Source organism: Allobosea eneae, from assembly GCF_042657265.1.
Classification (GTDB): domain Bacteria; phylum Pseudomonadota; class Alphaproteobacteria; order Rhizobiales; family Beijerinckiaceae; genus Allobosea; species Allobosea eneae.
In genome coordinates this window covers 61579-83841 of the sequence record NZ_JBHSLW010000042.1, presented here as the reverse complement: position 1 = coordinate 83841, position 22263 = coordinate 61579, and the positions used below count along the sequence as shown (strand labels likewise).

The 22263-nt window shown below is 67.1% G+C and carries 24 protein-coding genes; 18 read left to right on the top strand and 6 right to left on the bottom strand.

Annotation, left to right across the window (positions count from 1 at the left end; genetic code table 11):
* Nucleotides 1-108 precede the first annotated feature (108 nt).
* Nucleotides 109-882, bottom strand: a complete 774-nt coding sequence (locus ACFPOB_RS24025) for an enoyl-CoA hydratase (RefSeq protein WP_377800884.1) — start codon at nt 880-882, stop codon at nt 109-111.
* A 180-nt stretch (nt 883-1062) separates the two neighbouring features.
* Between ACFPOB_RS24025 and ACFPOB_RS24020 the strand changes: the two genes are divergently transcribed.
* Entirely contained in the window at nt 1063-1536 is a 474-nt protein-coding gene (locus ACFPOB_RS24020; protein WP_377800883.1) for an SRPBCC family protein, read from the top strand.
* On the opposite strand, the gene ACFPOB_RS24015 is transcribed toward ACFPOB_RS24020, so the two are convergent.
* Nucleotides 1537-2118, bottom strand: a complete 582-nt coding sequence (locus ACFPOB_RS24015) for a chloramphenicol phosphotransferase CPT family protein (protein ID WP_377800882.1) — start codon at nt 2116-2118, stop codon at nt 1537-1539. It lies immediately after the preceding gene.
* 5 nt (nt 2119-2123) lie between these two features.
* A complete protein-coding gene (gene mutM / locus ACFPOB_RS24010; protein WP_377800881.1) occupies nt 2124-3014 on the bottom strand; it encodes a bifunctional DNA-formamidopyrimidine glycosylase/DNA-(apurinic or apyrimidinic site) lyase in 891 nt (296 codons plus the stop codon).
* A 95-nt stretch (nt 3015-3109) separates the two neighbouring features.
* Here mutM and ubiE point away from each other — a divergent pair, with 95 nt between their 5' ends.
* From ubiE to ACFPOB_RS23995, 3 genes are all read left to right on the top strand, one after another.
* Nucleotides 3110-3871: a bifunctional demethylmenaquinone methyltransferase/2-methoxy-6-polyprenyl-1,4-benzoquinol methylase UbiE gene (ubiE, locus tag ACFPOB_RS24005; protein ID WP_377800880.1), complete on the top strand. Its 762-nt coding sequence runs from the start codon at nt 3110-3112 to the stop codon at nt 3869-3871.
* Nucleotides 3872-3887: 16 nt separating this feature from the next.
* Complete coding sequence (ubiB, locus tag ACFPOB_RS24000) at nt 3888-5447, top strand: 2-polyprenylphenol 6-hydroxylase (RefSeq protein WP_377800879.1); 1560 nt, start codon at nt 3888-3890, stop codon at nt 5445-5447.
* A gap of 180 nt (nt 5448-5627) precedes the next feature.
* Nucleotides 5628-6266 (top strand): L,D-transpeptidase, encoded by a 639-nt coding sequence (locus ACFPOB_RS23995; RefSeq protein ID WP_377800878.1) that lies wholly within the window; start codon nt 5628-5630, stop codon nt 6264-6266.
* A 9-nt stretch (nt 6267-6275) separates the two neighbouring features.
* Here the strand turns inward: ACFPOB_RS23995 and ACFPOB_RS23990 are convergent, their stop codons facing one another.
* On the bottom strand, nt 6276-7160 hold the full coding sequence (locus ACFPOB_RS23990) for an aldose epimerase family protein (protein ID WP_377800877.1): 885 nt from the start codon (nt 7158-7160) through the stop codon (nt 6276-6278).
* A 216-nt stretch (nt 7161-7376) separates the two neighbouring features.
* Between ACFPOB_RS23990 and ACFPOB_RS23985 the strand changes: the two genes are divergently transcribed.
* From ACFPOB_RS23985 to ACFPOB_RS23970, 4 genes are all read left to right on the top strand, one after another.
* Nucleotides 7377-8273, top strand: coding sequence for a 2-dehydro-3-deoxygalactonokinase (locus ACFPOB_RS23985; RefSeq protein ID WP_377800876.1), 897 nt, complete (start codon nt 7377-7379; stop codon nt 8271-8273).
* The gene (locus tag ACFPOB_RS23980) at nt 8270-9178 is read left to right on the top strand and encodes a ribokinase (protein ID WP_377800875.1); all 909 of its coding nucleotides are present in this window, start codon (nt 8270-8272) and stop codon (nt 9176-9178) included. The genes ACFPOB_RS23985 and ACFPOB_RS23980 overlap by 4 nt, the downstream gene beginning before the upstream one ends.
* A gap of 151 nt (nt 9179-9329) precedes the next feature.
* Nucleotides 9330-9848 (top strand): retropepsin-like aspartic protease family protein, encoded by a 519-nt coding sequence (locus tag ACFPOB_RS23975; RefSeq protein ID WP_377800874.1) that lies wholly within the window; start codon nt 9330-9332, stop codon nt 9846-9848.
* A gap of 174 nt (nt 9849-10022) precedes the next feature.
* Nucleotides 10023-11522, top strand: a complete 1500-nt coding sequence (locus ACFPOB_RS23970; protein WP_377800873.1) for a phosphomannomutase/phosphoglucomutase — start codon at nt 10023-10025, stop codon at nt 11520-11522.
* Between the two features lie 30 nt (nt 11523-11552).
* On the opposite strand, the gene ACFPOB_RS23965 is transcribed toward ACFPOB_RS23970, so the two are convergent.
* Nucleotides 11553-12008, bottom strand: coding sequence for a pilus assembly protein N-terminal domain-containing protein (locus ACFPOB_RS23965; RefSeq protein ID WP_377800893.1), 456 nt, complete (start codon nt 12006-12008; stop codon nt 11553-11555).
* Here ACFPOB_RS23965 and ACFPOB_RS23960 point away from each other — a divergent pair.
* The 10 genes from ACFPOB_RS23960 to ACFPOB_RS23915 all read left to right on the top strand — a co-directional run bounded on the left by ACFPOB_RS23960 (nt 11910) and on the right by ACFPOB_RS23915 (nt 21199).
* Entirely contained in the window at nt 11910-12224 is a 315-nt protein-coding gene (locus ACFPOB_RS23960; protein ID WP_377800894.1) for a hypothetical protein, read from the top strand. The two genes, ACFPOB_RS23965 and ACFPOB_RS23960, sit on opposite strands and share 99 nt — an antisense overlap.
* Before the next feature lie 300 nt (nt 12225-12524).
* Nucleotides 12525-12692 carry a Flp family type IVb pilin gene (locus ACFPOB_RS23955; protein ID WP_377800872.1) on the top strand — a complete coding sequence of 56 codons (168 nt, stop codon included), beginning with the start codon at nt 12525-12527 and terminating at the stop codon, nt 12690-12692.
* Between the two features lie 139 nt (nt 12693-12831).
* Nucleotides 12832-13344: an A24 family peptidase gene (locus ACFPOB_RS23950; RefSeq protein WP_377800871.1), complete on the top strand. Its 513-nt coding sequence runs from the start codon at nt 12832-12834 to the stop codon at nt 13342-13344.
* A 126-nt stretch (nt 13345-13470) separates the two neighbouring features.
* Entirely contained in the window at nt 13471-14247 is a 777-nt protein-coding gene (gene cpaB, locus ACFPOB_RS23945; RefSeq protein WP_377800870.1) for a Flp pilus assembly protein CpaB, read from the top strand.
* A gap of 5 nt (nt 14248-14252) precedes the next feature.
* A complete protein-coding gene (locus ACFPOB_RS23940) occupies nt 14253-15743 on the top strand; it encodes a type II and III secretion system protein family protein (RefSeq protein ID WP_377800892.1) in 1491 nt (496 codons plus the stop codon).
* Nucleotides 15744-15771: 28 nt separating this feature from the next.
* Complete coding sequence (locus ACFPOB_RS23935) at nt 15772-16509, top strand: CpaD family pilus assembly protein (protein WP_377800869.1); 738 nt, start codon at nt 15772-15774, stop codon at nt 16507-16509.
* Nucleotides 16510-16517: 8 nt separating this feature from the next.
* Nucleotides 16518-17765, top strand: coding sequence for an AAA family ATPase (locus ACFPOB_RS23930; RefSeq protein ID WP_377800868.1), 1248 nt, complete (start codon nt 16518-16520; stop codon nt 17763-17765).
* Nucleotide 17766: 1 nt separating this feature from the next.
* Nucleotides 17767-19212: a CpaF family protein gene (locus ACFPOB_RS23925; RefSeq protein WP_377800867.1), complete on the top strand. Its 1446-nt coding sequence runs from the start codon at nt 17767-17769 to the stop codon at nt 19210-19212.
* Nucleotides 19213-19228: 16 nt separating this feature from the next.
* Entirely contained in the window at nt 19229-20209 is a 981-nt protein-coding gene (locus ACFPOB_RS23920; protein WP_377800866.1) for a type II secretion system F family protein, read from the top strand.
* 12 nt (nt 20210-20221) lie between these two features.
* Complete coding sequence (locus ACFPOB_RS23915; protein ID WP_377800865.1) at nt 20222-21199, top strand: type II secretion system F family protein; 978 nt, start codon at nt 20222-20224, stop codon at nt 21197-21199.
* A 157-nt stretch (nt 21200-21356) separates the two neighbouring features.
* On the opposite strand, the gene ACFPOB_RS23910 is transcribed toward ACFPOB_RS23915, so the two are convergent.
* On the bottom strand, nt 21357-22187 hold the full coding sequence (locus ACFPOB_RS23910) for a tetratricopeptide repeat protein (RefSeq protein WP_377800864.1): 831 nt from the start codon (nt 22185-22187) through the stop codon (nt 21357-21359).
* Nucleotides 22188-22263 lie beyond the last annotated feature (76 nt).

Genomic DNA, 22263 nt, shown 5'->3' with positions numbered 1-22263 from the left:
GCGTGCTCTTCAGAGTGAGCCGCCATGGTCGAGCAGCGCCGCGGGCCTTTCAAGTGAAAGAAACTGGCGCCGGCCATGCGTGGCGCTGAGCTGCCGGGGCCTGTGGTCTCAGTAGTTCTTGAATTCGGGCTTCCGCTTCTCGATGAAGGCGGCCATGCCTTCCTTCTGGTCGTGCGTGCCGAACAGCGCCGAGAAGACGCGGCGCTCGAAGCGCAGGCCCTCGGCCAGCGTCGTCTCGAAGGCGCGATTGACCGATTCCTTCGCTGACAGCAGCGAGGGCAGCGACTTCGAGGCGATCTGCTCGGCCGCCTTGAGCGTCTCGGTCATGAGGTCGGCGAGCGGGACGATACGGGCGACCAGCCCGGCGCGCTCGGCCTCGGTCACGTCCATGAAGCGGCCGGTGAGGCAAAGGTCCATCGCCTTGGCTTTGCCGATCGCATGGGTCAGGCGCTGGGTGCCGCCGGCGCCGGGAATGACGGCGAGGTTGATCTCGGGCTGGCCGAACTTGGCGTTGTCGGCGGCGATGATGAAATCGGCCATCATGGCGAGCTCGCAGCCGCCGCCGAGCGCGAAGCCCGCGACCGCGGCGATGATTGGCTTGCGGCGCTGGCCGATCCGGTCCCAGTCGGCGAACTTGTCGTCGAGATAGGTGCCGGGATAGCTGCGCTCCTGCATCTGCTTGATGTCGGCGCCGGCGGCGAAGGCCTTCTCCGAACCGGTCATGACGATGCAGCCGATCTCGTCATCCTTCTCGAAGCCGTCGAGCGCCGCGTTGATGTCGGCGATCAGCTGGACGTTCAACGCGTTCAGGGCCTGCGGCCGGTTCAGCGTGATGATGCCGACCTTGCCCTTCACCTCGACGAGAATGGTCTCATAAGCCATGGCGGCCTCCCGGATGATCTTGTCGCGGCAGCATTAGCGGGCGGCGCGGGGGGAAGTCCATGCGCGCCCGTGCAAGGTGCGCATAGGGCTGAATGACCACGACAATTGATGGCACGAATTTTCGCCACCCAGAGGCCGTTCGCGCGTTGATGGTTCGCAGCTGTCGAATAGGAGGCGCGCATGGCCGACAAGACCCGAACCGATACCGCCTCGCGCCTCGTCAAGGCTTCGCCCGGCGTGATCTACAATGCCTTTGCCGATCCGGCCGTGCTGTCGCGCTGGCTGCCACCGAATGGGATGCGGGCGAAGATCGAGCGCTTCGAGCCGCGTCCGGGCGGCAGCTATCGCATGATCCTGACCTATGACGATCCGTCCGGCGCGCCCGGCAAGGCCAGCGCCGACAGCGATATCATCGAAGGCCGCTTCGTCGCGCTCGATCCGGGCCAGCGCATCGTCTGGGAGGTCGGCTTCGTCTCGGACGATCCGGCCTTCGCCGGCACGATGACGATGAGCTGGCGCTTCAAGGAGGTGCGTGATGGCACCGAGGTGACGATCCTGTGCGAAAACGTTCCCGCCGGCATCGGCAAGGCCGATCACGATGCCGGTCTGCGCTCGACGCTGGAGAACCTCGCGCGCTTCATCGAAAACGCCTGATCAGGCGGCCGGCCCGGCCTCGGCGAGCAGGCGTTGAAAGGCCGAGGGCGTCGCGCGCGAACGCCAGGCGGCGATCAGCCTGTCGGCATTGACCTCTGGTGGGACTACGGAATCCAGCTCCGCATCGTAGCGGCAATAGCTGTGGATCTGGTGGAAGTCGTGACGCGCATCGCCGATGCGCCGATCGCCGCGCGCGATCTCGCGGCGTTCCAATTCGGCGAGATCGCAATGCAGGCCAACGAAGAAAACATCCTGCCCTTCGAGCAGGCGAACCAGCCGCAGCAGCCAGGCGCGGCTCTCCATGATGTGCTCGACAATCAGGTTGTTGCCGCAGCGGACATAGGCCAGCAGCGACTGCTCGAAGCCCTCGAAGAAGGCGTCGCGCATTGTGGACCACTGGAATTCGCCCCTGCGGATGCGCGCGGTCGGCAGCACGCCGGAATCGCGCAGATGGTCGATCGAGATGTGCCAGAACGGCTCCTCGATCCGGGCCTGGACGGCGCGCGCCAGCGAGGATTTGCCGCTGCTGGAGGCGCCGTTGAGCAGGATGATCCGGCCGGGCGGCCGAGGCGTGTCCGGCATGATCCTCAGCCCCGCTTCTGGCAGCTCTTGCAATAGAAGGTCGAGCGACCGGACTGCACCACCCGCTTCACCAGATGCCCGCAGCCCGGCGTGATGCAAAGCTCGCCCTCGCGGTCATAGACCTTGAAGCGATGCTGGAAATAGCCGAGCGAGCCATCGGCATGGGCGAAATCGCGCAAGGTCGAGCCGCCGGCAGCGACGGCCTCCTCCAGGACGTCGCGGATGATCTGCGCCAGCAGATGCGCCTTCTCGCGTGGCTTGCCGGTCGGCGTCGCTAGCGAGCCTGCCTCGGCTTCGGGATGCAGGCCGGCGCGGAACAGCGCCTCGCAGACATAGATATTGCCGAGGCCGGCGATCAGGCGCTGGTCCAGCAGGGCAGCCTTGAGCGGTGCGACCTTCCCCGAGAACAGCTTGGCCAGCAAGTCGCCGGAGAGCTCGTTGCCGAGCGGCTCGATGCCCATTCCGGCGAAGTGTCTGCAAGTCTCAAGGCCGGCGCGGGGCAAAAGATCCATGAAGCCGAAGCGGCGCACATCGTTATAGGTGACGCGGGCGCCCGAGCCGAGATGGAAGACGACATGATCGTGGACGAGGTGCCGCCCGATCTCGTTGTAATAGGCGCCGGGCTCTGTCGGCGGCGTCCCCGGCGCCTCGACGATGAAGCGCCCGCTCATGCCCAGATGCATGACCAGCGCCTGGCCGTCGTCGAGATCGGCGATCAGGTATTTCGCTCGCCGCGACAGGGCTTCGATGCGCCGGCCGGTCAGGCGCTCGGCGAAGCGCTCGGGCAGGGGAAAGCGCAGATCGGGCCGGTTCTGCTCGACGCGTGCGAAGCGCTCGCCGAGCATGGCGGGCTCGAGCCCGCGCCGGACGGTTTCGACCTCGGGAAGTTCAGGCATGGCATCGGCTCTTCAGCATGCGTCGAGAGGGCCCGCGACAAGGCCCGACGCTTTCGCTATTCATCGCCTCACCCGAACACAAGAGCGGCCCAACCGTGACAGCAGCCTCCGACACCACCCATTTCGGCTTCGAGAACGTGCCGCTCGGCGAGAAGCAGGCCAAGGTCGACGACGTCTTCCACAAGGTCGCCGGCCGCTACGACCTGATGAACGACCTGATGTCGGCCGGGCTGCACCGCGCCTGGAAGGAGGCGCTGCTGACGGCGCTGAAGCCGCCGCGCGACCGGGCCTTTCATCATCTCGACGTTGCCGGCGGCACTGGCGACGTCGCCTTCAAGGTGCTGGAGGAGGGTGGGCCGCAGACCGAGGTCACCGTGCTCGACATCAACGCCGAGATGCTGGCCGTCGGCCGCGAGCGCGCGAACAAGCGCTTTCCGGAGGATCAGCGCATCCGCTTCGTCCAGGGCAATGCCGAGGAGCTGGCGCTGCCGGACAACAGCTTCGATGCCTATACGATCGCCTTCGGCATCAGGAACGTGCCGCGCATCGAGAAGGCGCTCGCCGAGGCCTATCGCGTGCTGAAGCGCGGCGGCCGTTTCCTCTGCCTCGAGTTCAGCCATGTCGACGTGCCTGTCCTCGACAAGATCTACGAGGCCTATTCGTTCAACGTCATCCCGCCGATGGGCAGGATGGTGACGGGCGAATCCGAGCCCTACCAGTACCTGGTCGAGTCGATCCGCAAGTTCCCGCGCCCGCAGATCTTCGCCAACATGATCGCGGACGCCGGCTTCCGCCGCGCCTCGTTCACGCCGATGACCGGCGGGGTCGTGGCGCTGCATTCCGGCTGGAAGCTGTGACGGGCGCTGCCGCCGCATGATCTCCGCGCTTGCCCATCTCGCCCGCTCGGCGCGGGTCGGCTTCGTGCTGGCGCGCGAGGGCGCGCTCGCGCTCGTCGACCCTTCCGTGCTGCCGCCGGCGGCGCGGGCGCTGATCGCGCTCGGCCGCCTGATCGAGCGGCGCGGCGCCGGCTCCTCCGCCACCCGCCTTGCCGCGGCGCTGACCCGCCTCGGCCCGTCCTATGTCAAGTTCGGCCAGTTCCTGGCGACCCGGCCCGACGTCGTCGGCATGAAGATCGCCGAGGACCTCTCGGCGCTGCAGGACCGGATGGCGCCCTTTCCGATGGCGCAGGCACGCGCCGCGATCGAGGCCGCCCATGGCGAGCCGGTCGAGGCGATCTTCGCCGAATTCGGCGAGCCGGTCGCGGCCGCCTCGATCGCGCAGGTCCATCGCGCCCGCCGCAAGGATGGCAGCGAGGTCGCCGTCAAAATCCTTCGGCCCGGCATCCGCGACCGCTTCCACCGCGACCTCGCGGCCATGCGCTTCGGCGCGCAGCTCGCCGAACGCCGTTCGCCCGAGGCGCGCCGCCTGCGTTTCGTCGCCATCGTCGAGACCCTGGCGCGCTCGGTCACCATGGAGATGGACCTGCGCCTGGAGGCGGCGGCGCTCTCCGAATTCGCCGAGAACACCAGGGAGGATGCCGATTTCCGCGTGCCGGTGCCGGATTGGCAGCTGACCGCCCGCGAAATCCTGGTCGACGAATGGATCGACGGCATCCGCCTCTCGGATGTCGAAGCGCTGCGCGCGGCGGGGCACGACACGGTCGCCCTCGGCCGCAACGTCATCCAGTCCTTCCTCAGGCACGCGATCCGAGACGGCTTCTTCCATGCCGACATGCATCCGGGGAACCTGTTCGTCGATGCGCAGGGGCGCCTTGTGGCGGTCGATGGCGGCATCATGGGCCGGCTCGGCCACAAGGAGCGGCGCTTCCTCGCCGAGATCCTGTTCGGCTTCATCACCCGCGACTATCGCCGCGTCGCCGAGGTGCATTTCGAGGCCGGCTATGTGCCGCCGCACCATTCGGTCGACGACTTCGCCCAGGCGATCCGGGCCGTCGGCGAGCCGATCCACGACAAGCGCGCCGACGAGATCTCGATGGCGAAGGTGCTGACGCTGCTGTTCGAGATTACCGGTCTGTTCGACATGGCGACGCGCACCGAGCTCGTCATGCTGCAGAAGACCATGGTCGTGGTCGAGGGCGTCGCCCGCACGCTCGATCCGCATCTGGACATGTGGACCACGGCCGAGCCGGTGGTGCGCGACTGGCTGACGCGCAATCTCGGCCCGATCGGGCGCATCGAGGATGCCGGCCGCAGCGTGCGCAGCCTCGTCGGGAGCCTTGCCAACCTGCCGGAGACAGTCGGCCGGGCCGAGCGCGTGCTCGGTCAGCTGGAAGAGTCGTCGCGCCACGGCTTTGCGCTCGACGAGGCCAGCATCCAGGCGATCGGCCGGGCGGAGGCGGCGCGCAACCGCTGGGGCAACTGGGCGCTCTGGCTGATCGTGGCGCTGCTCGCCTGGATCGTGTTCTTCGACTAGCGCCGAGCGTTTTCACAAGCGCGGGATTGGAAACCATTTGAACGGTTTGCGCTTTACAAGCGCCCGCCCCTCGGGATTCCTTTACGGCAAGGCCGGGGCTGGCTTCGCATGGCGCACGCGCCCGAGCGACAGCGACCAAAGAGCCGTTTTCTTCAGGTTGCGTCGTTCAGGAGTCGCGTCATGTCCCGCCTTCTCGGCATTCTCGCCTTTCTATGCGCGTCGTTTGCCGGCCTTGCGTCGGCGCAGGCCAAGCTCGATGTCCGCGTCGATATCGCCAACCAGCGCATGAGCGTCGCCACCAGCGACGGTGAAACCTACAACTGGGCGATCTCGTCCGGCCGTAAGGGCTTCCGCTCGCCCAACGGCGTCTATCGCCCGACGCGGCTCGAGCGCAGCTGGTACTCGCGCAAATATGGTGGGGCGATGCCCTATTCGGTGTTCTTCCGCGGCGGCTACGCCATCCATGGCACGACAGCCGTTGGCGCGCTCGGCCGCCCGGCCTCGCATGGCTGCATCCGCCTGCACCCGGCCAACGCCGCCAAGCTCTTCGCTCTGGTCAAGAAGCACGGTGCTGGCGGCACCCGCATCGCGCTGAACGGCGCCGCGACCGACAATCTCTCGCGCTTTGCCAAGGCGTCCTCGGGCAGCAAGCACAAGATCGCCAAGGCCAAGATCAAGACGCAGAAGGCCGTGCTGACCGCCAAGCAGCAGCGCCAGGGCCCCGCCTGGGGCGAAGCACGCGAGCAGATGCTGCTCAGACCGGCCATGCCGGCCGGCGCGATCGGCTTCCAGCCGTTGTCGGGGCCGGGCTGGCGCTAGCTTCGAGGTTCAGATCGCCTCGGCGGCGATCCGCACCCAGCCTGCCAGCGTCTCGCCCGGTTGCAGCCGGGCGAGCGGCGAGGCCTCGCGCACGATCCTTTCGCTCGGCGCTCCCGCGGCGTGGCTCTGCGGCTCGGCGCAGAGGAAATCGACGCCGGCCGGGGCCCAGACCATGGGATAGCGCAGGTTCTCGCTCGCGCTCAGCGTGATGGCGAGGCCGGTCGAGGGTGTCTCGATCCGGGCGGTGCCGTCCCAGCCCAGAAAGCTCCAGGCGCTCTCCGCTCCGGTGGCGAAGACCGGATTGTCGGCATAGGGGCCGCCATCTGCGAAAGTCTGCGTGCCGGTAGCCCGGAACTGGTTGTCGAAGATCAGCGCGCCGGTCGCCGTCATCCGCAGACGCGTATCGGCGGCGCAGGGAAACCAGGGATGCAGGCCCATGCCGAACGGTAGGGCCTGGTCGGCCTCGTTGGTCAATGCAAGCGTCACGGTCATACCGTCCTCGCCCAGCCGGATGTCCTGCCGCGCCAGGTAGCGATAGGGATCCGGGCCGTTCGTCCGGCGGTGCACCAGCACGGTATGACCGGCGGACTGTTCCTCGACCTGCCAGGCGGACTGCCAGCCGAAGCCGTGGATCGTGCCGGCAGGATTGTTGGACGGCACGGTGAAGCGGGTATGACCGTCGTCGACCAGGCTGTCGAAGGCGCGGTTGGCGAAGGGCAGCATCGCCCAGGCCCCGAACTTGTTCGGCGTCTCGGTTTGTGGCGCGACGCCGGCGGGCGCATGCAGTAGCGGCAGCGTGGTCCCGTCCGGCTTCTGCCAATCGAGCGCGGCGATCGTCCCGCCGGCGTCGGGGGCGATCCGGGCGATATAGCCGCCGGATGAGAGCGTGAGCATGGCAGTGTCCTTCACGGCAACCGGAGGAATGGCCCCCGGCTGGCGCTTTGCGGCACCGGACGGTTGCGTTCGCTCCCCTGCCTCGATTGCGCCCGCAGGCCCCATCGTCAAGGGCCGGCCGGGCTTGACCGGGCCGCGCTGGCCGGGGAGATTCCACGCCTCTTCGCTTCGCCTCGGCCGGAACGCCGGACAAGCCATGCAATTCCGGAGCCTGCCATGCCCACACCCCTGATCGCGCTCGACTGGGGCACGACGCGAGCCCGCGCTTTCCTCGTCGGCGAGGACGGCGCGGTGCTGGGCAGGCGCGTCGCCGATCGCGGCATCCAGTCAGTGCCACCGGGCGGCTTTCCGGCCGCCTTTGCCGAGATCGCCGGCGAGTTCCGCGAGGCGCGGCCCGACGCCTCGGTGCTGCTCGCCGGCATGGTCGGCAGCCGCAATGGCTGGGTCGAGGCGCCCTATGTCGCCTGCCCGGCGAGCCCGGACGAGATCGCAGCCGCGGGCCTTGCCGTCACGCTCGGCGACGGCACGCGCGCCACCATCCTGCCCGGCCTCTCCTGCGACGAGGGCGCCTTCGACGTGATGCGCGGCGAGGAGACGCTGATCGTCGGCCTCGGGTTGACCGACGGCATCGCCTGCCTGCCCGGCACGCATTCGAAATGGGCGCAGGTCGAGGGCGGCCGCATCACCCGTTTCGCCAGCTTCATGACCGGTGAGATCTACGGCCTGCTGCGCGAGCATTCGATCCTGTCTCGCCTCGCCACTGAGCCGAGCGGCGACGACACGACCGAGGGCATCAGGCGCGGGCTGGCCGCGGCGCAGCGGCCGGGAGGCTTCCTCAACGCCGCCTTTCATGCCCGCAGCGATGTTCTGGGCGGTCGCATGGCAGGCGGAGCGGTCGGCCCCTATCTGTCCGCCTTGCTGGTCGCGCAGGAAATCGAAGGCGCCCGCGCCCTGTTCGGCAGTCTGGACAACCTGCATCTCGTCGCCGATGGCGTACTGGCGCAAAGCTATGGCCGCGCGCTCGCCGCCGCCGGCCTGGACCATGGCCTGACCACGCCAGAGGACGCCTTCGTCGCCGCTGTGACCCGCCTCGCGCGGGGCCTTCAGGCATGATCGTCGTCTTCGGCTCGCTCAATGTCGATCTGGTCACGCCGGTCGAACGCCTGCCCGGCGCCGGCGAGACCGTGCTTGGCCCGGGCTACGCGCTGCATCCCGGCGGCAAGGGCGCCAACCAGGCGCTGGCAGCGAGGCGGGCCGGCGCCGGGGTGACACTGGTCGGGGCGGTCGGCCGCGACGGCTTCGCCGAGATCGCGCTCGGGCTGTTGGCCGAGGATGGCGTCGATCTCTCGCATGTCGCCCGCGTCGGGGCACCCACTGGCGCAGCCTTCATCGCCGTCGATGCCGCCGGCCATAACCAGATCGTCGTCGCGGCCGGCGCCAATGCGCTGGCAAGGGCCGATGCGGTCGAGGCCCTGAAGCCCGGCGAAGGTGATCTGCTGCTGCTCCAGCGCGAGGTGCCGGAGGGCGAGTGCCTGCGGGCCGCGCGGGCAATGCGCGCTGGCGGCGGCCGGGTGATCCTCAATCTCGCTCCGGCCGGGGAGCCGGCGCCCGACCTGCTTGCGCTCACCGACATCCTGATCGTCAACGAGCACGAGGCGCAGATCCTGGCCGGCTCGCTCGGCTGGGCCGAGACCGAACCCGATGCCATTGCGCAGCGGGTCGACGCCGAGCGCGGCATCGCCAGCATCGTCACGCTGGGCGCCGCCGGAGCGGTCGGCTGGCATGGCGGCGTTCGGCGCCGGCTCGAGGCACCAGTCGTCGAGGCGGTCGACACCGTCGCGGCCGGCGACAGTTTCGTCGGCGCCTTCGCCGCGGCGCTGCAGGCCGGCTTCGGCTTCTCGGGCGCGCTCCAGCGCGGGCTTGCCGCCGGCTCGCTCGCTTGCACGATTGCCGGCGCCCAGCCGAGCGTGCCGCGGCGCGCGGCGATCGAGGCGCTGGTCGGCAAGAGTTTCCTGTAAAACGCCTGCGGTTTCATTGACCGCGAGGTAAGCCTGGAATCGCTCTGCCGTTCGCAAATGCACGCCGAGCGACCGTTTCGGCAAGCCGATTTACGGTTGGTCAGCACCTTTTCGGCAGCCTTGCCGGCAGTGTGCGAGGGAGGGGCCGATCATGGCGCGGCCAGCCTTGTTGTTTCTGGGCTTTGGCGGGCTTGCCGCATTGATCGCTCTCGGCTCTGCCGGCACGCTCGACCGGATGGCCAGCAAGCGGCCGGCTATAGCCAATGCCGGCACGAACGAGCAGGCGCCAGCGAATGCCGATCGCGTGCTCGCGGTGCACGCCGACTATCACGGCCAATATGTCGTCTATCCGTCGATCGACAATTATCGGGTCAGGATGATGGTCGATACCGGCGCGAGCTTTGTCGTGTTGACCGATGCCGATGCCCGCGCGCTCGGGATCAGGCCGGATCGTGCCGCCTATTCGGTCGGGCTGAGCACCGCCAATGGTATGGTTCAGGGGGCTAGGACCAAGCTGCGCGAGGTGCGGCTCGGCGACATCCTGGTGCGCGATGTCGACGCCATCGTGCTGCCGGCTGGCGCCCTGTCGATCAGCCTGCTCGGCACCTCCTTCCTGCGCAGGCTGCGCAGCTACGAGGTCCAGAGCGGTCGGATGATCCTGCGCGGCTAAACAGCCGGCCGTCGGTTTCCAACCTCATACCGATGAGCTATGCCCGCCTTGCGTCCTTGCCCTGTCATGCTCAGGCTGCATTCATGTAGCCTGTGGCGTGTCCGTTCCGCACGCGTCAGCTGCATGGTTCCGCGCAGGCCTCACGGCCGGCGCTCCTCGAAGATGGATGGCCCGATGTTTCCGAAGCCCCTGCCCGAGCTCTTCCCCAACACGTTCGACTACGAATCGCTGCCGATGGTGAAGCCAACCGGCTTTCGCGAATACGACGCGCGCTGGTTCTTCGGGAAAGAGCTCAACCTGATGGGCGTCCAGGCCGTCGGCATGGGGCTGGGCACGCTGATCCGGCGCATGGGGGTCAAGCCGGAGATCGTCACCGGGCATGATTTCCGCGGCTATTCCTCCTCGATCAAGATGGCGCTGGTCACCGGGCTGATGGCGGCCGGCTGCAAGGTCCACGATATCGGCCTCTGCATGTCGCCCATGGCCTATTTCGCCCAGTTCGAGCTCGACGTGCCTTGCGTCGCCATGGTCACCGCCTCGCACAACGACAATGGCTGGACCGGCATCAAGATGGGCGCGCAGCGCCCGGTCACCTTCGGCCCCGACGAGATGGGGCAGTTGCGCGACATCGTTCTAGCCGGCGATTTCGACCTGCCGGGCGGCGGCTCCTACCAGTTCGTGCCGGATTTCCCGGCGCGCTACATCGCCGACCTGACCAACCGCCCGAAGATCACCCGCAAGCTCAAGGTCATCGCGGCCTGCGGCAACGGCACGGCCGGCGCTTTCGCGCCCCAGATCCTCGAAGCGCTCGGCTGCGAGGTCATCCCGATGGATGCCGAGCTCGACCACACTTTCCCGCGCTACAATCCGAATCCCGAAGACATGAAGATGCTGCACGCCATGGCCGATGCCGTGAGGGAGCATGGCGCCGATGTCGCGCTCGGCTTCGACGGGGACGGCGACCGCTGCGGCGTCGTCGACAATCATGGCGAGGAGATCTTCGCCGACAAGATCGGGGTGATGCTGGCGCGCGACCTCGGCAAGCTCAATCCGGGCGCGCAGTTCGTCGTCGACGTCAAGTCGACCGGCCTGTTCTCGACCGATCCGGAATTGCAGAGGCTCGGCGTCAAGACCGACTACTGGAAGACCGGCCACTCCTATATCAAGCGCCGCGTCCGCGACCTCAACGCCCTCGCCGGCTTCGAGAAGTCAGGCCACTTCTTCTTCAACGCCCCGGTCGGGCGCGGCTATGACGACGGCGTCGTCACCGCCATCGCGGTGATCGACATGCTCGACCGCAACCCCGGCAAGTCGATGGCCGAGCTCTACGCCGCGGTGCCGAAGACCTGGGGTACGCCGACCATGGCGGCCAAATGCGCTGACGAGGTCAAATATGGCGTCAGCGACAAGATCACCAAGCGCATCCAGGCGATGCAGGCGGCGGGCGACAAGATCGCCGGGCAGCCGATCGTCGACGTCATCACGGTCAACGGCGTGCGCGTCGTCAACGAGGACGGCACCTGGGGCCTGATCCGCGCCTCCTCGAACAAGCCGGAGCTGGTCGTGGTCTGCGAGAGCCCGGTCTCGGAAGCGCGCATGCGCGAGATGTTCAAGGCGATCGACGGTGTGCTGCGCGAGAACCCCGAAGTCGGCGCCTACAACCAGACGATCTGACGGGCCTTCGGGGCGGGCGCGGGAGAGAGCCTACTTCTTCTCCCCGCCCGTCGCCGCGGCATTGCGGGCGCCGCTCTGACCGGTGGTGCTCTCGAAGAAATTCTTGGAATCGCCGAGCTGCGCACTAGGCTGGCAAGCGGGCGTGCACGAATAGCTCTCGCGTTCGAGACCGCGCTGCACGGTCAGGATCGAATCGCTGGCGGCGCCGACCCGGACAGTGGACTCGGCCAGCAGCGCACCGGTTGCATCGAGCGCGATCAGATTGGTGACGCCATAGCTCTTGCCGGTCACGACCATCACGCCGTTGCGCTGGACGGTGACGTCGGCGATGGCCGGATTGCCGACGATCACCGTCTGGGCCTTCTCGGGCAGTCGCAGCACCTTGGCGTGATCGACCGTCACCTGGACCGCTTCGATTCTTGCATCGCCGGTTTCACCCCCCGTTTCCGGGGCCGGCGCTGGAACAAGCCGGGCCTGCGCGCGCACGACATCGGCCGAAAGGCTCGAGCCGGCAGCCGCTACGAGTCCGGCAAGGGCCAGCCTCTGGAAGGATTGGAAGAGCCGCGATCCCGGCATCACAATGGACCTCGCACGCGTCTCAAGGTTTCGAACGCGACGAGGAAAGCCGAAAATGATGAATGGATTGCTAAGATGGCGATTTCCCGAGCCAATCGGGCTCCCGCTTCGGTGCGGGAAGCCTGATCGCCCACAATGAAGAACGCTTTGTGGTGCCGGCGCGCGCACGCTAACGAAGCGTCATGTGGCATTTGTCTGATCGGCACAGCGAGTTTTATTTTAAGTATCGAAGGGTTTATACCTCTCATTAACTGACGCAGCGCCCTAAAAGCCCGTTAACCATGGAGTGAAGACCTGTAAAATTCGGCGAGTTATTGGATCGCTTTAACTGATCGGCAAGATGGGCGCCGTAATGTCACTCCTGTCGCTGACCGAAGCCATCTAGAGCGAAGGCAGCAGTCAAACGTGGTGCAAAGGAGCTACCCCATGAAGAACCTGTTTGCGCGCTTCGCCAAGGACGAGTCCGGCGCGACCGCCATCGAATACGGCCTGATCGCCGCCCTGATCGCCGTCGTCTGCATCGGCACCTGGACCGCCATCGGCCCGGCGCTCGACGCCAAGTTCAAGGACGTTCTGAAGGGCCTCGGCGGCTGATACCCCGCCACGATACGGAAACAGACGCCCCGGACATCGTCCGGGGCGTTCTATCGTGCTTCGGTCGCCAGCTGCCGCATAAGGTTCTGGTGATATCCGGCGCCTATAATCCCTGATGTTACTCATCCGGATGGATGCCATGTCCCTGTCGCTGATCGCCGTCCTTATCGTCTTCCCGGCTGCGATGGCCTACGCGGCGGCGAGCGATCTCACGACGATGACGATCCCGAACTGGCTTTGCTTGGCGCTGCTCGTCGCCTTCGGATTGTGCGCGGCTTTAACAGGCATCGGCTGGACAGCCGCCGGTTGGCATCTCGCGGCCGGGGGGGTGGTGCTCGCCGTCTGCTTCGCGATGTTCGCCGCCGGCTGGATCGGTGGTGGCGATGCCAAGCTTGCCGCGGTGACGGCCCTTTGGATTGGCTTCGATCAATTGCTCCCCTATCTTTTCATCGCATCGCTCGGCGGTGGACTGCTGACGGCATTGATCCTTAAGCTGCGTGCCGCGCCGCTGCCCGCTCTGGCGAGCGGCTGGGCCTGGGCGCAGCGGCTGCACGACGTCAAGCAGGGTGTGCCCTATGGCATCGCGCTCGCCGCGTCCGCGCTCGTGGTTCTGCCCGATACTGCGATTTGGCGCGCCGCGATTGGGGCCTGAGCGTTCGGATCCTGTTTCGAAACGGTCGATCCGCGCAAAAAGATACCTCCGGTTAACCATAAGTTGACGATTCGAAGGCCACGATCCGGCTGAGGGTTGGCGCATGCCGACCAAGGATCCTGCGCCATGAGTTCCGCCCGCATCATCATTCTCGCCATTGCGGTGGTCGCCGGCCTCGGTGCAGCCCTGCTGATCAGCCGGCCGCCCAAGGTCACCACGCCATCGCAGACCAAGGTCATGCCCGCGCCCACGGTCGAGGTGCTCGTGGCGGCCGCAGACGTGCCGCTCGGCAACAAGCTTGCCGCCGGCGATCTCAAATGGCTGGCCTGGCCGCTGGCGAGCCTGCCGACCGAGGTGATCCGCCGTCAGGATCTGCCCGGCGGCGAAGCCGAGTTCGTCGGCCAGATCGCCCGCGCCCCGCTCTATGCCTCAGAACCGATCCGGCGCGAGAAACTGCTCAAGGCCGATTCCGGCTTCCTCTCGGCGATCCTGCCGCAGGGCAAACGTGCCGTCGCCATCACCACTGACAATCGCGGCGCCAACACCGCCGGCGGCTTCATCCTGCCGAACGACCGCGTCGACGTGATCCGCACGACCCGGGACGACAGCAACTCGAAGGACGGCTCGCCGCCGATCAGCGAGACCCTCATCGCCAATGTCAGGGTGCTGGCGATCGGCCAGAGCATCCAGGAAAAGAACGGCGAGAAGGTCGTCGTCGGCGAGACGGCGACGCTCGAGCTCGATCCCAAGCAGGTCGAGGCCGTGACGCTGGCACAGAAGACCAGCAGCCTCTCGCTGGCGCTGCGCAGCCTGCAGGATGCCGGCGACAAGAGCACTCCGGTCGATGACGGCGGCCTCACGCTTGTGCGCTACGGCGTCGTCACCAAGGCGGTGAAGCCATGATCCCGATGCCGATTTCAGAACTGCTGTCCCGTCCTGCACGCAAGCGCCGCCTCGCATTGTCGCTGGCGATCCTGCCTCTGGCCATGCCGCTCCCCATCATGCCGGCGCTGGCGCAGAGCAAGGGTGCCGCGCCGGTGCTGAATGTCGGGGCCAGCGAGCATGCGATCTCGCGCCGGCTCGACCTCTCGATCGGGCGCTCGCTGATCGTCGAACTGCCGCGCGACGCCAAGGAGGTCTTCGTCGCCAATCCCAAGGTGGCGAACGCCGTGGTCCGCTCGGCCCGCAAGCTCTTCGTCATCGGCATGGCCGACGGCTCGACCTCGATGTTCGTGATGGATGCCGAAGGCAGGCAGATCACGGCGCTGGAGATCGAGGTCGGCCGCGACCTCAACGTGCTGCGCCAGACGCTGCGCACGGCGATGCCGGGCGCCGACATCCAGGTCAAGCCGGCGGGCGATTCGATCCTGCTCGTCGGGACGGTCGCCAATGCGTCCGAAGCGACGCAGGCGGTCGACATCGCCAACGCCTTCGTCGGTTCGTCGACCACGCAAGGAGCGATCCAGACGACGAGCAAGGGCGCGGTGATCAACTCGCTGACTATTCGCGGGCGCGACCAGGTGATGGTCAAGGTCACGGTCTCCGAGGTCGCCCGCAAGGCGATCAAGCAGCTCGGCATCAACTCGACCGGCGAATGGAAGCTGGGCAATCTCAGCATCACGCCGACCATCGACAACCCGTTCTCGGTGCAGCCGCAGCAGCTCGCCGCGACGGCGATCGGCGCCGGGATCGGCAAATCGTCCAATATCACGATGCGGGCGCTCGAGCGGGCGGGCCTGTCTCGCATCCTCGCGGAGCCCACGGTCACGGCGATCTCCGGCGAGAGCGCGAAATTCACGGCCGGCGGCGAGATCCCCGTCCCGAACGGCTATAGCTGCGACATCTCGGGGCGCTGCAATCTCAGCATCGTCTACAAGACGATCGGCGTATCCTTGAACTTCACGCCGATCGTGATGTCGGAAGGCCGGATCTCGATGCGCATCGGGACCGAGGTCACCGAGCTCGACGCCGAGAACCAGCTGCGCCTCGCCGACAGCACCCAGACGGGCTCGGTCAATGCGCCAGGCTTCCGGACGCGCAAGTCGGACACCACGGTTGAACTGCCCTCCGGCGGCACCTTAGCGACGGCCGGGCTGATCCAGCGCGTCTCGCGCCAGGCGATCAACGGCCTGCCCGGGCTGATGAACATTCCGATCATCGGCACGCTGTTCCGCTCGCGCGACTATCTGCGCGAGGAGACCGAATTGATGATCGCGGTGACCCCCTACATCGTGAAGCCGGTCGGCCCCAACGCACTGCAGCGCCCCGATGACGGCTTCGTCGAGGCGCATGACGCCCAGACCATTCTGATGGGGCGTCTGAACAAGATCTACGGGTCGACGAGCGGCGGGCCGATTCCGCAGGCCTACAAGGGCCGCGTCGGCTTCATCGCGGATTGAGGATGGAGCCACGACAAGGATGGCGATCGTGATCGTGACTAGCAATCCGCACCACGCAGGCCGGGCTGCGCTGCCCGTCGCAGTGCTTGGCGTTGCGCTCCTGCTCGGGGCCTGCGCCAAGGGTGACCTCTCGACCTCCGGTGTTCCCATCGACACCCGTGAGCGCCACCCGATCGTGCTGCGCGACGCGCCGCGTTCGCTCGACGTCTTCGTCGGCCGGGCCGGGGGCGGACTCGACCCGCGCCAGGCCGACGACGTCGCCCGCTTCGGCGAGGACTATCGCCGCAGCGGCAAGGGCGGGCTCGTCGCCGAGGTGCCGACGGGAACCGGGCGCGATCTTGCGACCCACGACACGCTCGACGGCATCCGCCGCTCGCTCGCCCGGGCCGGGGTCTCGCCCGGCGCGCTTTCGGTCAGGACCTATCGCATCGCCGATCCCGAGCTCGCCTCGCCGATCCGCCTGACATACGCCTCGCTGCAGGCCGGATTGCCGCATTCCTGCGGGCAATGGCCGACCGATCTCGGCGCCTCCAGCTACAAGACGGGTGCGATGAACGAGCCCTATTGGAATCTGGGCTGCGCCAGCCAGGCCAATCTGGCGGCGCAGATCGCCGACCCGCTCGACCTGGTGCGAGCGCGCGGCGAGGGCCGCCTCGACACGCAAAAGCGCATGGAGGCGATCAAGAAGCTGCGCGAGGGCAAGGACCCCTCGACACAGTATCGTCAGGAGCAGACCAAGCTCAGCGACGCCGTCGGAGGCAAATGATGGCGAACATGCCGGGATTCGAGCCGGACATGGGCGGCGAGGAGATCATCGCCCCGCTGCCGCGCGTGACGTTGCAGGCCTTCTGCGAGACGCGGGAGGTGGCGGACGCGATGCAGACGGTTGCGGCCGACCGGCGCATGGACAAGGTCCAGGCGCGCATCCAGATGGGCGGGCCGGCCGCGGCGGTCGAGGCGTTCCGCGGTGCGCCGACGCCCAATGTTATCGTGCTCGAAACTGTCACCGAGCCGTCTGCGCTCATCGCCAATCTCGAGGCGCTTGCCGAAAGCTGCGATCCCGGCACCAAGGTGGTTGTGATCGGCCACGTCAACGACATCCAGCTCTATCGCGAGCTGATCCGGCGCGGCGTCAGCGACTATCTGGTTGCCCCGTTCGGGATTCTCGACCTGTTGCGCACCTTGTCGGAACTCTATGCCGCTTCGGGCTCGGCGGCGCTGGGGCGCACCGTCGCCGTCGTCGGTGCTAAGGGCGGTGTCGGCGCCTCCACCGTCGCGCACAATGTCGCTTGGGCGATCGCCCGCAATCTCGACGCCTCGACGGTGATCGCCGATCTCGACATCGCTTTCGGCACCGCCGGGTTGGATTTCAACCAGGACCCGCCGCAGGGTATCGCCGATGCCGTGTTCGCTCCGGAACGGCTAGACGCCAATATGCTCGACCGGCTCTTGTCGCGCTGTAGCGACAATCTGTCTTTGCTGGCCGCTCCGGCCATGCTGGATCGGACCGTTGACCTCGGCGAGGACGCGTTTGAGCTTCTTTTCGATCTGTTGCGCGGCAGCGTGCCCTGCATCGTGCTCGACGTGCCGCATCTGTGGACCGGCTGGGCCAAGCGCGCGCTGATCGGAGCTGACGAGGTCGCGATTGTCGCCGCTCCCGAGCTCGCCTCGCTGCGCAACGCCAAGAATCTGGTTGATCTGCTTCGCGCGGCCCGGCCGAACGACTCGATGCCGCGAATGATCCTGAACCAGGTCGGATTGCCCAAGCGCCCCGAGATCGACGCCGGCGAATTCGCCAAGGCGATCGGGATCGAGGTGATGAGTTCGATCCCCTTCGACGCCCAGCTCTTCGGTACGGCCGCCAACAACGGCCAGATGATCGCCGAAATCCAGTCTGGTGGAAAGGTTGCGGAAGCCTTCGTCCAGATCGCCACCGTTCTGACCGGACGCGGCGAGCAGAAGCGCGGCAAGCGCAGCCTGCTCGAGCCGCTCGTCGCGAAGCTCATACGTCGGAAGGTCTGACATGTTCGGCAAGCGGCAGGCAACAGCCTCAGCCACGGCCCAGACGACACTGGCGAGCCCGGCGCCGTCCGCGCTGGCGCGCTCGGTCGAGATGCGCCCGGCCGCCGCCGAGGCGCGCCGCGCGCCGCCGCCGCCGCCCGTCGAGGCGCCGAAGTCCGACGAATACTACCAGATGAAGAGCATGATCTTCGGTGCTCTCATCGAAGCGATCGATCTCTCGCAGCTGGCCAAGCTCGACGGCGAATCGGCCCGCGAGGAGATCCGCGACATCATCAACGAGATCATCTCGCTGAAGAACGTCGTGCTCTCGATCTCCGAGCAGGAAGAGCTGCTCGACGACATCTGCAACGACGTGCTCGGCTATGGTCCGCTCGAGCCGCTGCTGGCGCGCGACGACATCGCCGACATCATGGTCAACGGGTCCGGCAAGACCTATATCGAGACCGGCGGCAAGATCCAGCTGACCAGCATCCGCTTCCGCGACAATGCGCAGCTGATGAACATCTGCCAGCGCATCGTCAGCCAGGTCGGGCGCCGCGTCGACGAGGCCTCGCCGATCTGCGACGCGCGCCTCGCCGACGGCTCACGCGTCAACGTGATCGCGCCGCCGCTCGCCATCGACGGCCCGGCGCTCACCATCCGCAAGTTCAAGAAGGACAAGCTGACGCTCGACCAGCTCATGCGCTTCGGCGCGATCTCGCCGCCCGGCGCCGAGATCCTGAAGATCATCGGGCGGGTCCGCTGCAATGTCGTGATCTCAGGCGGTACGGGCTCGGGCAAGACGACGCTGCTCAACTGCCTGACCAACTATATCGAGCACGACGAGCGCATCATCACCTGCGAGGACGCGGCCGAGCTGCAGTTGCAGCAGCCGCATGTGGTACGCCTCGAGACGCGCCCGCCCAATCTCGAGGGCTCCGGCGCGGTGACGATGCGCGATCTCGTCAAGAACTGCCTGCGCATGCGCCCCGAGCGCATCATCGTCGGCGAGGTGCGCGGACCCGAGGCCTTCGACCTGCTCCAGGCGATGAACACCGGCCATGACGGCTCGATGGGCACGCTGCACGCCAACACTCCGCGCGAGTGCCTGAGCCGCATCGAGTCGATGATCACCATGGGCGGCTTCAGCCTGCCCTCGAAGACATTGCGCGAGATGATCTGCTCCTCGATCGACGTGATCATCCAGGCGCAGCGCATGCGCGACGGCTCGCGCCGCATCACCCACATCACCGAGGTGATGGGCATGGAAGGCGACGTGATCATCACCCAGGACCTGATGCTCTACGACGTGCTCGGCGAGGATCCGAACGGGCGGCTGATCGGCCGCCATCGCTCGACCGGCATCGGCCGGCCGCGCCTCTGGGAGCGTGCGCGCTATTTCGGCGACGAGCAGCGGCTCGCCACGGCGCTCGACCAGCTCGAGGCCGAGGGCGTGGCCGAGGCCTGAGCGCGGGGAGAAGGTCATGGACTATGGCCAGGTCGCAGCCGCCATCCTCGCCGCCATCTCGGCAGGCGGCATCGCTTACGCCCTGCTCTATCCGCGGCTCAGTGGCCAGGCGCGCGCCGAGCAGCGTCGCCGCGAATTCGCCGCCCCGGCAGCGGTCCGTGCGGCGGCCGACCGCGAGGCGCAGAGCCAGGCCAGGCGCGGGCAGGTCGCGCAGAGCCTGAAGGATATCGAGAATCGGGAGAAGGCGCGCCACAAGCTCACCATCGAGGGTCGTATCGAGCAAGCCGGCCTGTCGTGGTCGCTCAAGCAGTATTGGCTCGTCAGCGCCGTGGCGGGCGTCGTGCTGGGCATCCTGCTCTTCGCCGGCTCGGGCAATTGGGGCGTAGGGCTGGTCGGCTTCCTGATCGGCCTGTTCGGCCTGACGCGCTGGTATCTGTCCTATCTCGGCAAGAAGCGGATGCTGCGCTTCACCAATGAATTCCCGAACGCGCTCGATGTCATCGTGCGCGGCATCAAGTCGGGCCTGCCGCTGAACGACTGCCTGCGGATCATCGCCAACGAGGCCCAGGAGCCGGTCAAGACCGAGTTCCGGCTGATCGTCGAGGCGCAGACGCTCGGCCTGTCCCTGACAGATGCCGCGACCAAGCTGTTCGAACGCATGCCCTGCGCCGAGGCCAATTTCTTCGGCATCGTGCTGGCGATCCAGCAGAAGACCGGCGGCAATCTCGCCGAAACCCTCGCCAACCTCTCGCGCGTCATCCGCGAGCGCCGCAAGATGCGGGACAAGATCAAGGCCGTGTCGATGGAAGCGAAGGCATCGGCCGCGATCATCGGCTCCTTGCCCCCCGCGGTGGCGGGCCTCGTCTACCTGACGAGCCCCGGCTACATGGACGCGCTCTGGACGACCGATGCAGGCCGGATCGCGCTCGTCGGCTGCGCCGTCTGGATGACGACCGGCGTGCTGGTGATGCGCAAGATGATCAATTTCGAGATCTGAGGAGCCCTCGGCATGCTTGCGCTCCTGATCGACAGCCTCACCGATATGAGGGTCATGCTCGCGCTGGTCGGCGGCGTGGCCGTGACGGTGACCATCATGACCGTGGCGGCGCCCCTGCTCGACGGCAATATGCTGGGCAAGCGCATGAAATCCGTCGCCACCGAACGCGACAAGATCCGCGCCCGCGAGCGCGACCGGCTGGCGCGGCAGGTGGACAAGATCTCGCTTCGCCAGGAGCCGAAGGCGTTCATGCGCGATATCGTCGAGCGCTTCAAACTCGGCGACTGGCTCGGCACCGAGACCGCCAAGCGGCAACTCACAATGGCGGGATTCCGCGGGCAGCAGGCCGAGATCGGGTTTCTCTTCTTCAGACTGATCACCCCGATCGGCCTGTTCCTGTTCGCGCTGTTCTACCTCTTCGTGCTCAACAGCCTAGGCCAGACCGTGCTCGTCCGGGTCGGGCTCGTGATCGGCGCGGCCTATCTCGGCATCAAGGCCCCCGAGATCTATCTCTCCAACGCGATGAACAAACGGCAGCTGTCGATGCGGCGCGCCTTCCCGGACGCACTCGACCTGATGCTGATCTGCGTGGAATCGGGCATGTCGATCGAGCTCGCCTTCCGCAAGGTCTCGGCAGAGATCGGCAGCCAGTCGGTGCCGCTGGCCGAAGAGTTCGCGCTCTGCACGGCCGAGCTGTCCTATCTGTCCGAGCGCCGGCAGGCCTATGAGAACCTAGCCGCGCGCACAGGGCTGGAATCGGTGAAGTCGGTCTGCACGGCGCTGATCCAGGCCGAACGCTACGGCACGCCGCTCGGCACCGCCCTGCGCACGCTCGCGCAGGAAAGCCGCGATCAGCGGATGAACGAAGCCGAGAAGAAGGCAGCCGCCCTGCCGCCGAAGCTGACCGTGCCGATGATCCTGTTCTTCCTGCCGGTGCTCTTCGTGGTGATCATGACCCCGGCCGTGCTCAAGGCCTTCAAGGCCTTCTGACGGCGGGCGGCCAGGCGCCTGCGCCCGTGTCCATCTTTTCTCGGGCGATGCCTGGTCATGCGCCGGCGGTGGTCCGAGCGCCGGACGGGACGACGCTTCGCCCCGCTGTCGCGGCAAGTCTGGGACAGTGCGTGTCTAGGACAGGGCGCGGACGCGATCAGCCAGCCGGCTGCGCAGCCTTATCAGGGGCTGCCGCGCGTGCCGCCGGCTTGCCCTTGCCGCCGCGCAGCATGTCCCAGCTGTTGGGTTGGCTGACCGAACGGCGCAGATAGGCGATCGTCGCTGCGGCGTCCGCCGAGCTCATATCCTGCCGGGCGATCTGCTCAGCGTCTTGGAAACGCCCCTGCAGGCCGAGGACAAGAACCAGGTTCTGGCGCACCCGGGCATCGGCCCGAGGCGTCGCTGCCGCCTCGCGCAGAACGCGCTCGGCATCCGGCAGACGCTTCGCCAGGGCGAGCGAGAGACCGAGATTGGACATCACCGTCGGCTCGTTCGGCATGATCTTCAATGCGGCCGAATAGAGCTGCTGGGCGCGATCGTGCTCGCCGAGCTGGTCGGCCACGGTGCCTTGCGCCGACAGGATCCGCCAATCCGGCTTTTCCGGCAGATGCGCCCGGCTCAGCACGTCATCGGCCTGCTTCAGCCGGCCGTTGTCGGCGAGCGAACGGCCATAGGCGCCGAGCAGCTCGCGATCCTCGGTATGGATGATCACGGCGCCTTCCAGAATGGCGAGCGCCTGGGCGTTCTTGTCCAGCGCCCGCAGCGCCCGCGCGTAGAAGAACGCAGCGTCGCGGTCCCTCTGGTTCGCTTCATAGCGCTTGGCCCAGTCGGCCTCTTCGCTGCGCCATTGCGCCTCGGTTTGGGGCTGGGTCGGCCTAGCGCCGATCGAACCGGTGACGTCGCCGGGGCCGCCGCGCATCTGGCAGGCGCCGAGCGCGAGGCAGAGGGCGGAGGCGGCGGCGAGATGGCCGAAACGGAGGGCACGCATGCGGATGGACATAGACTCAAAATGCCTCGCCGATACGGGAAAGCTGTTGCCCTCGGTGATAAAACGTTAACCCTAA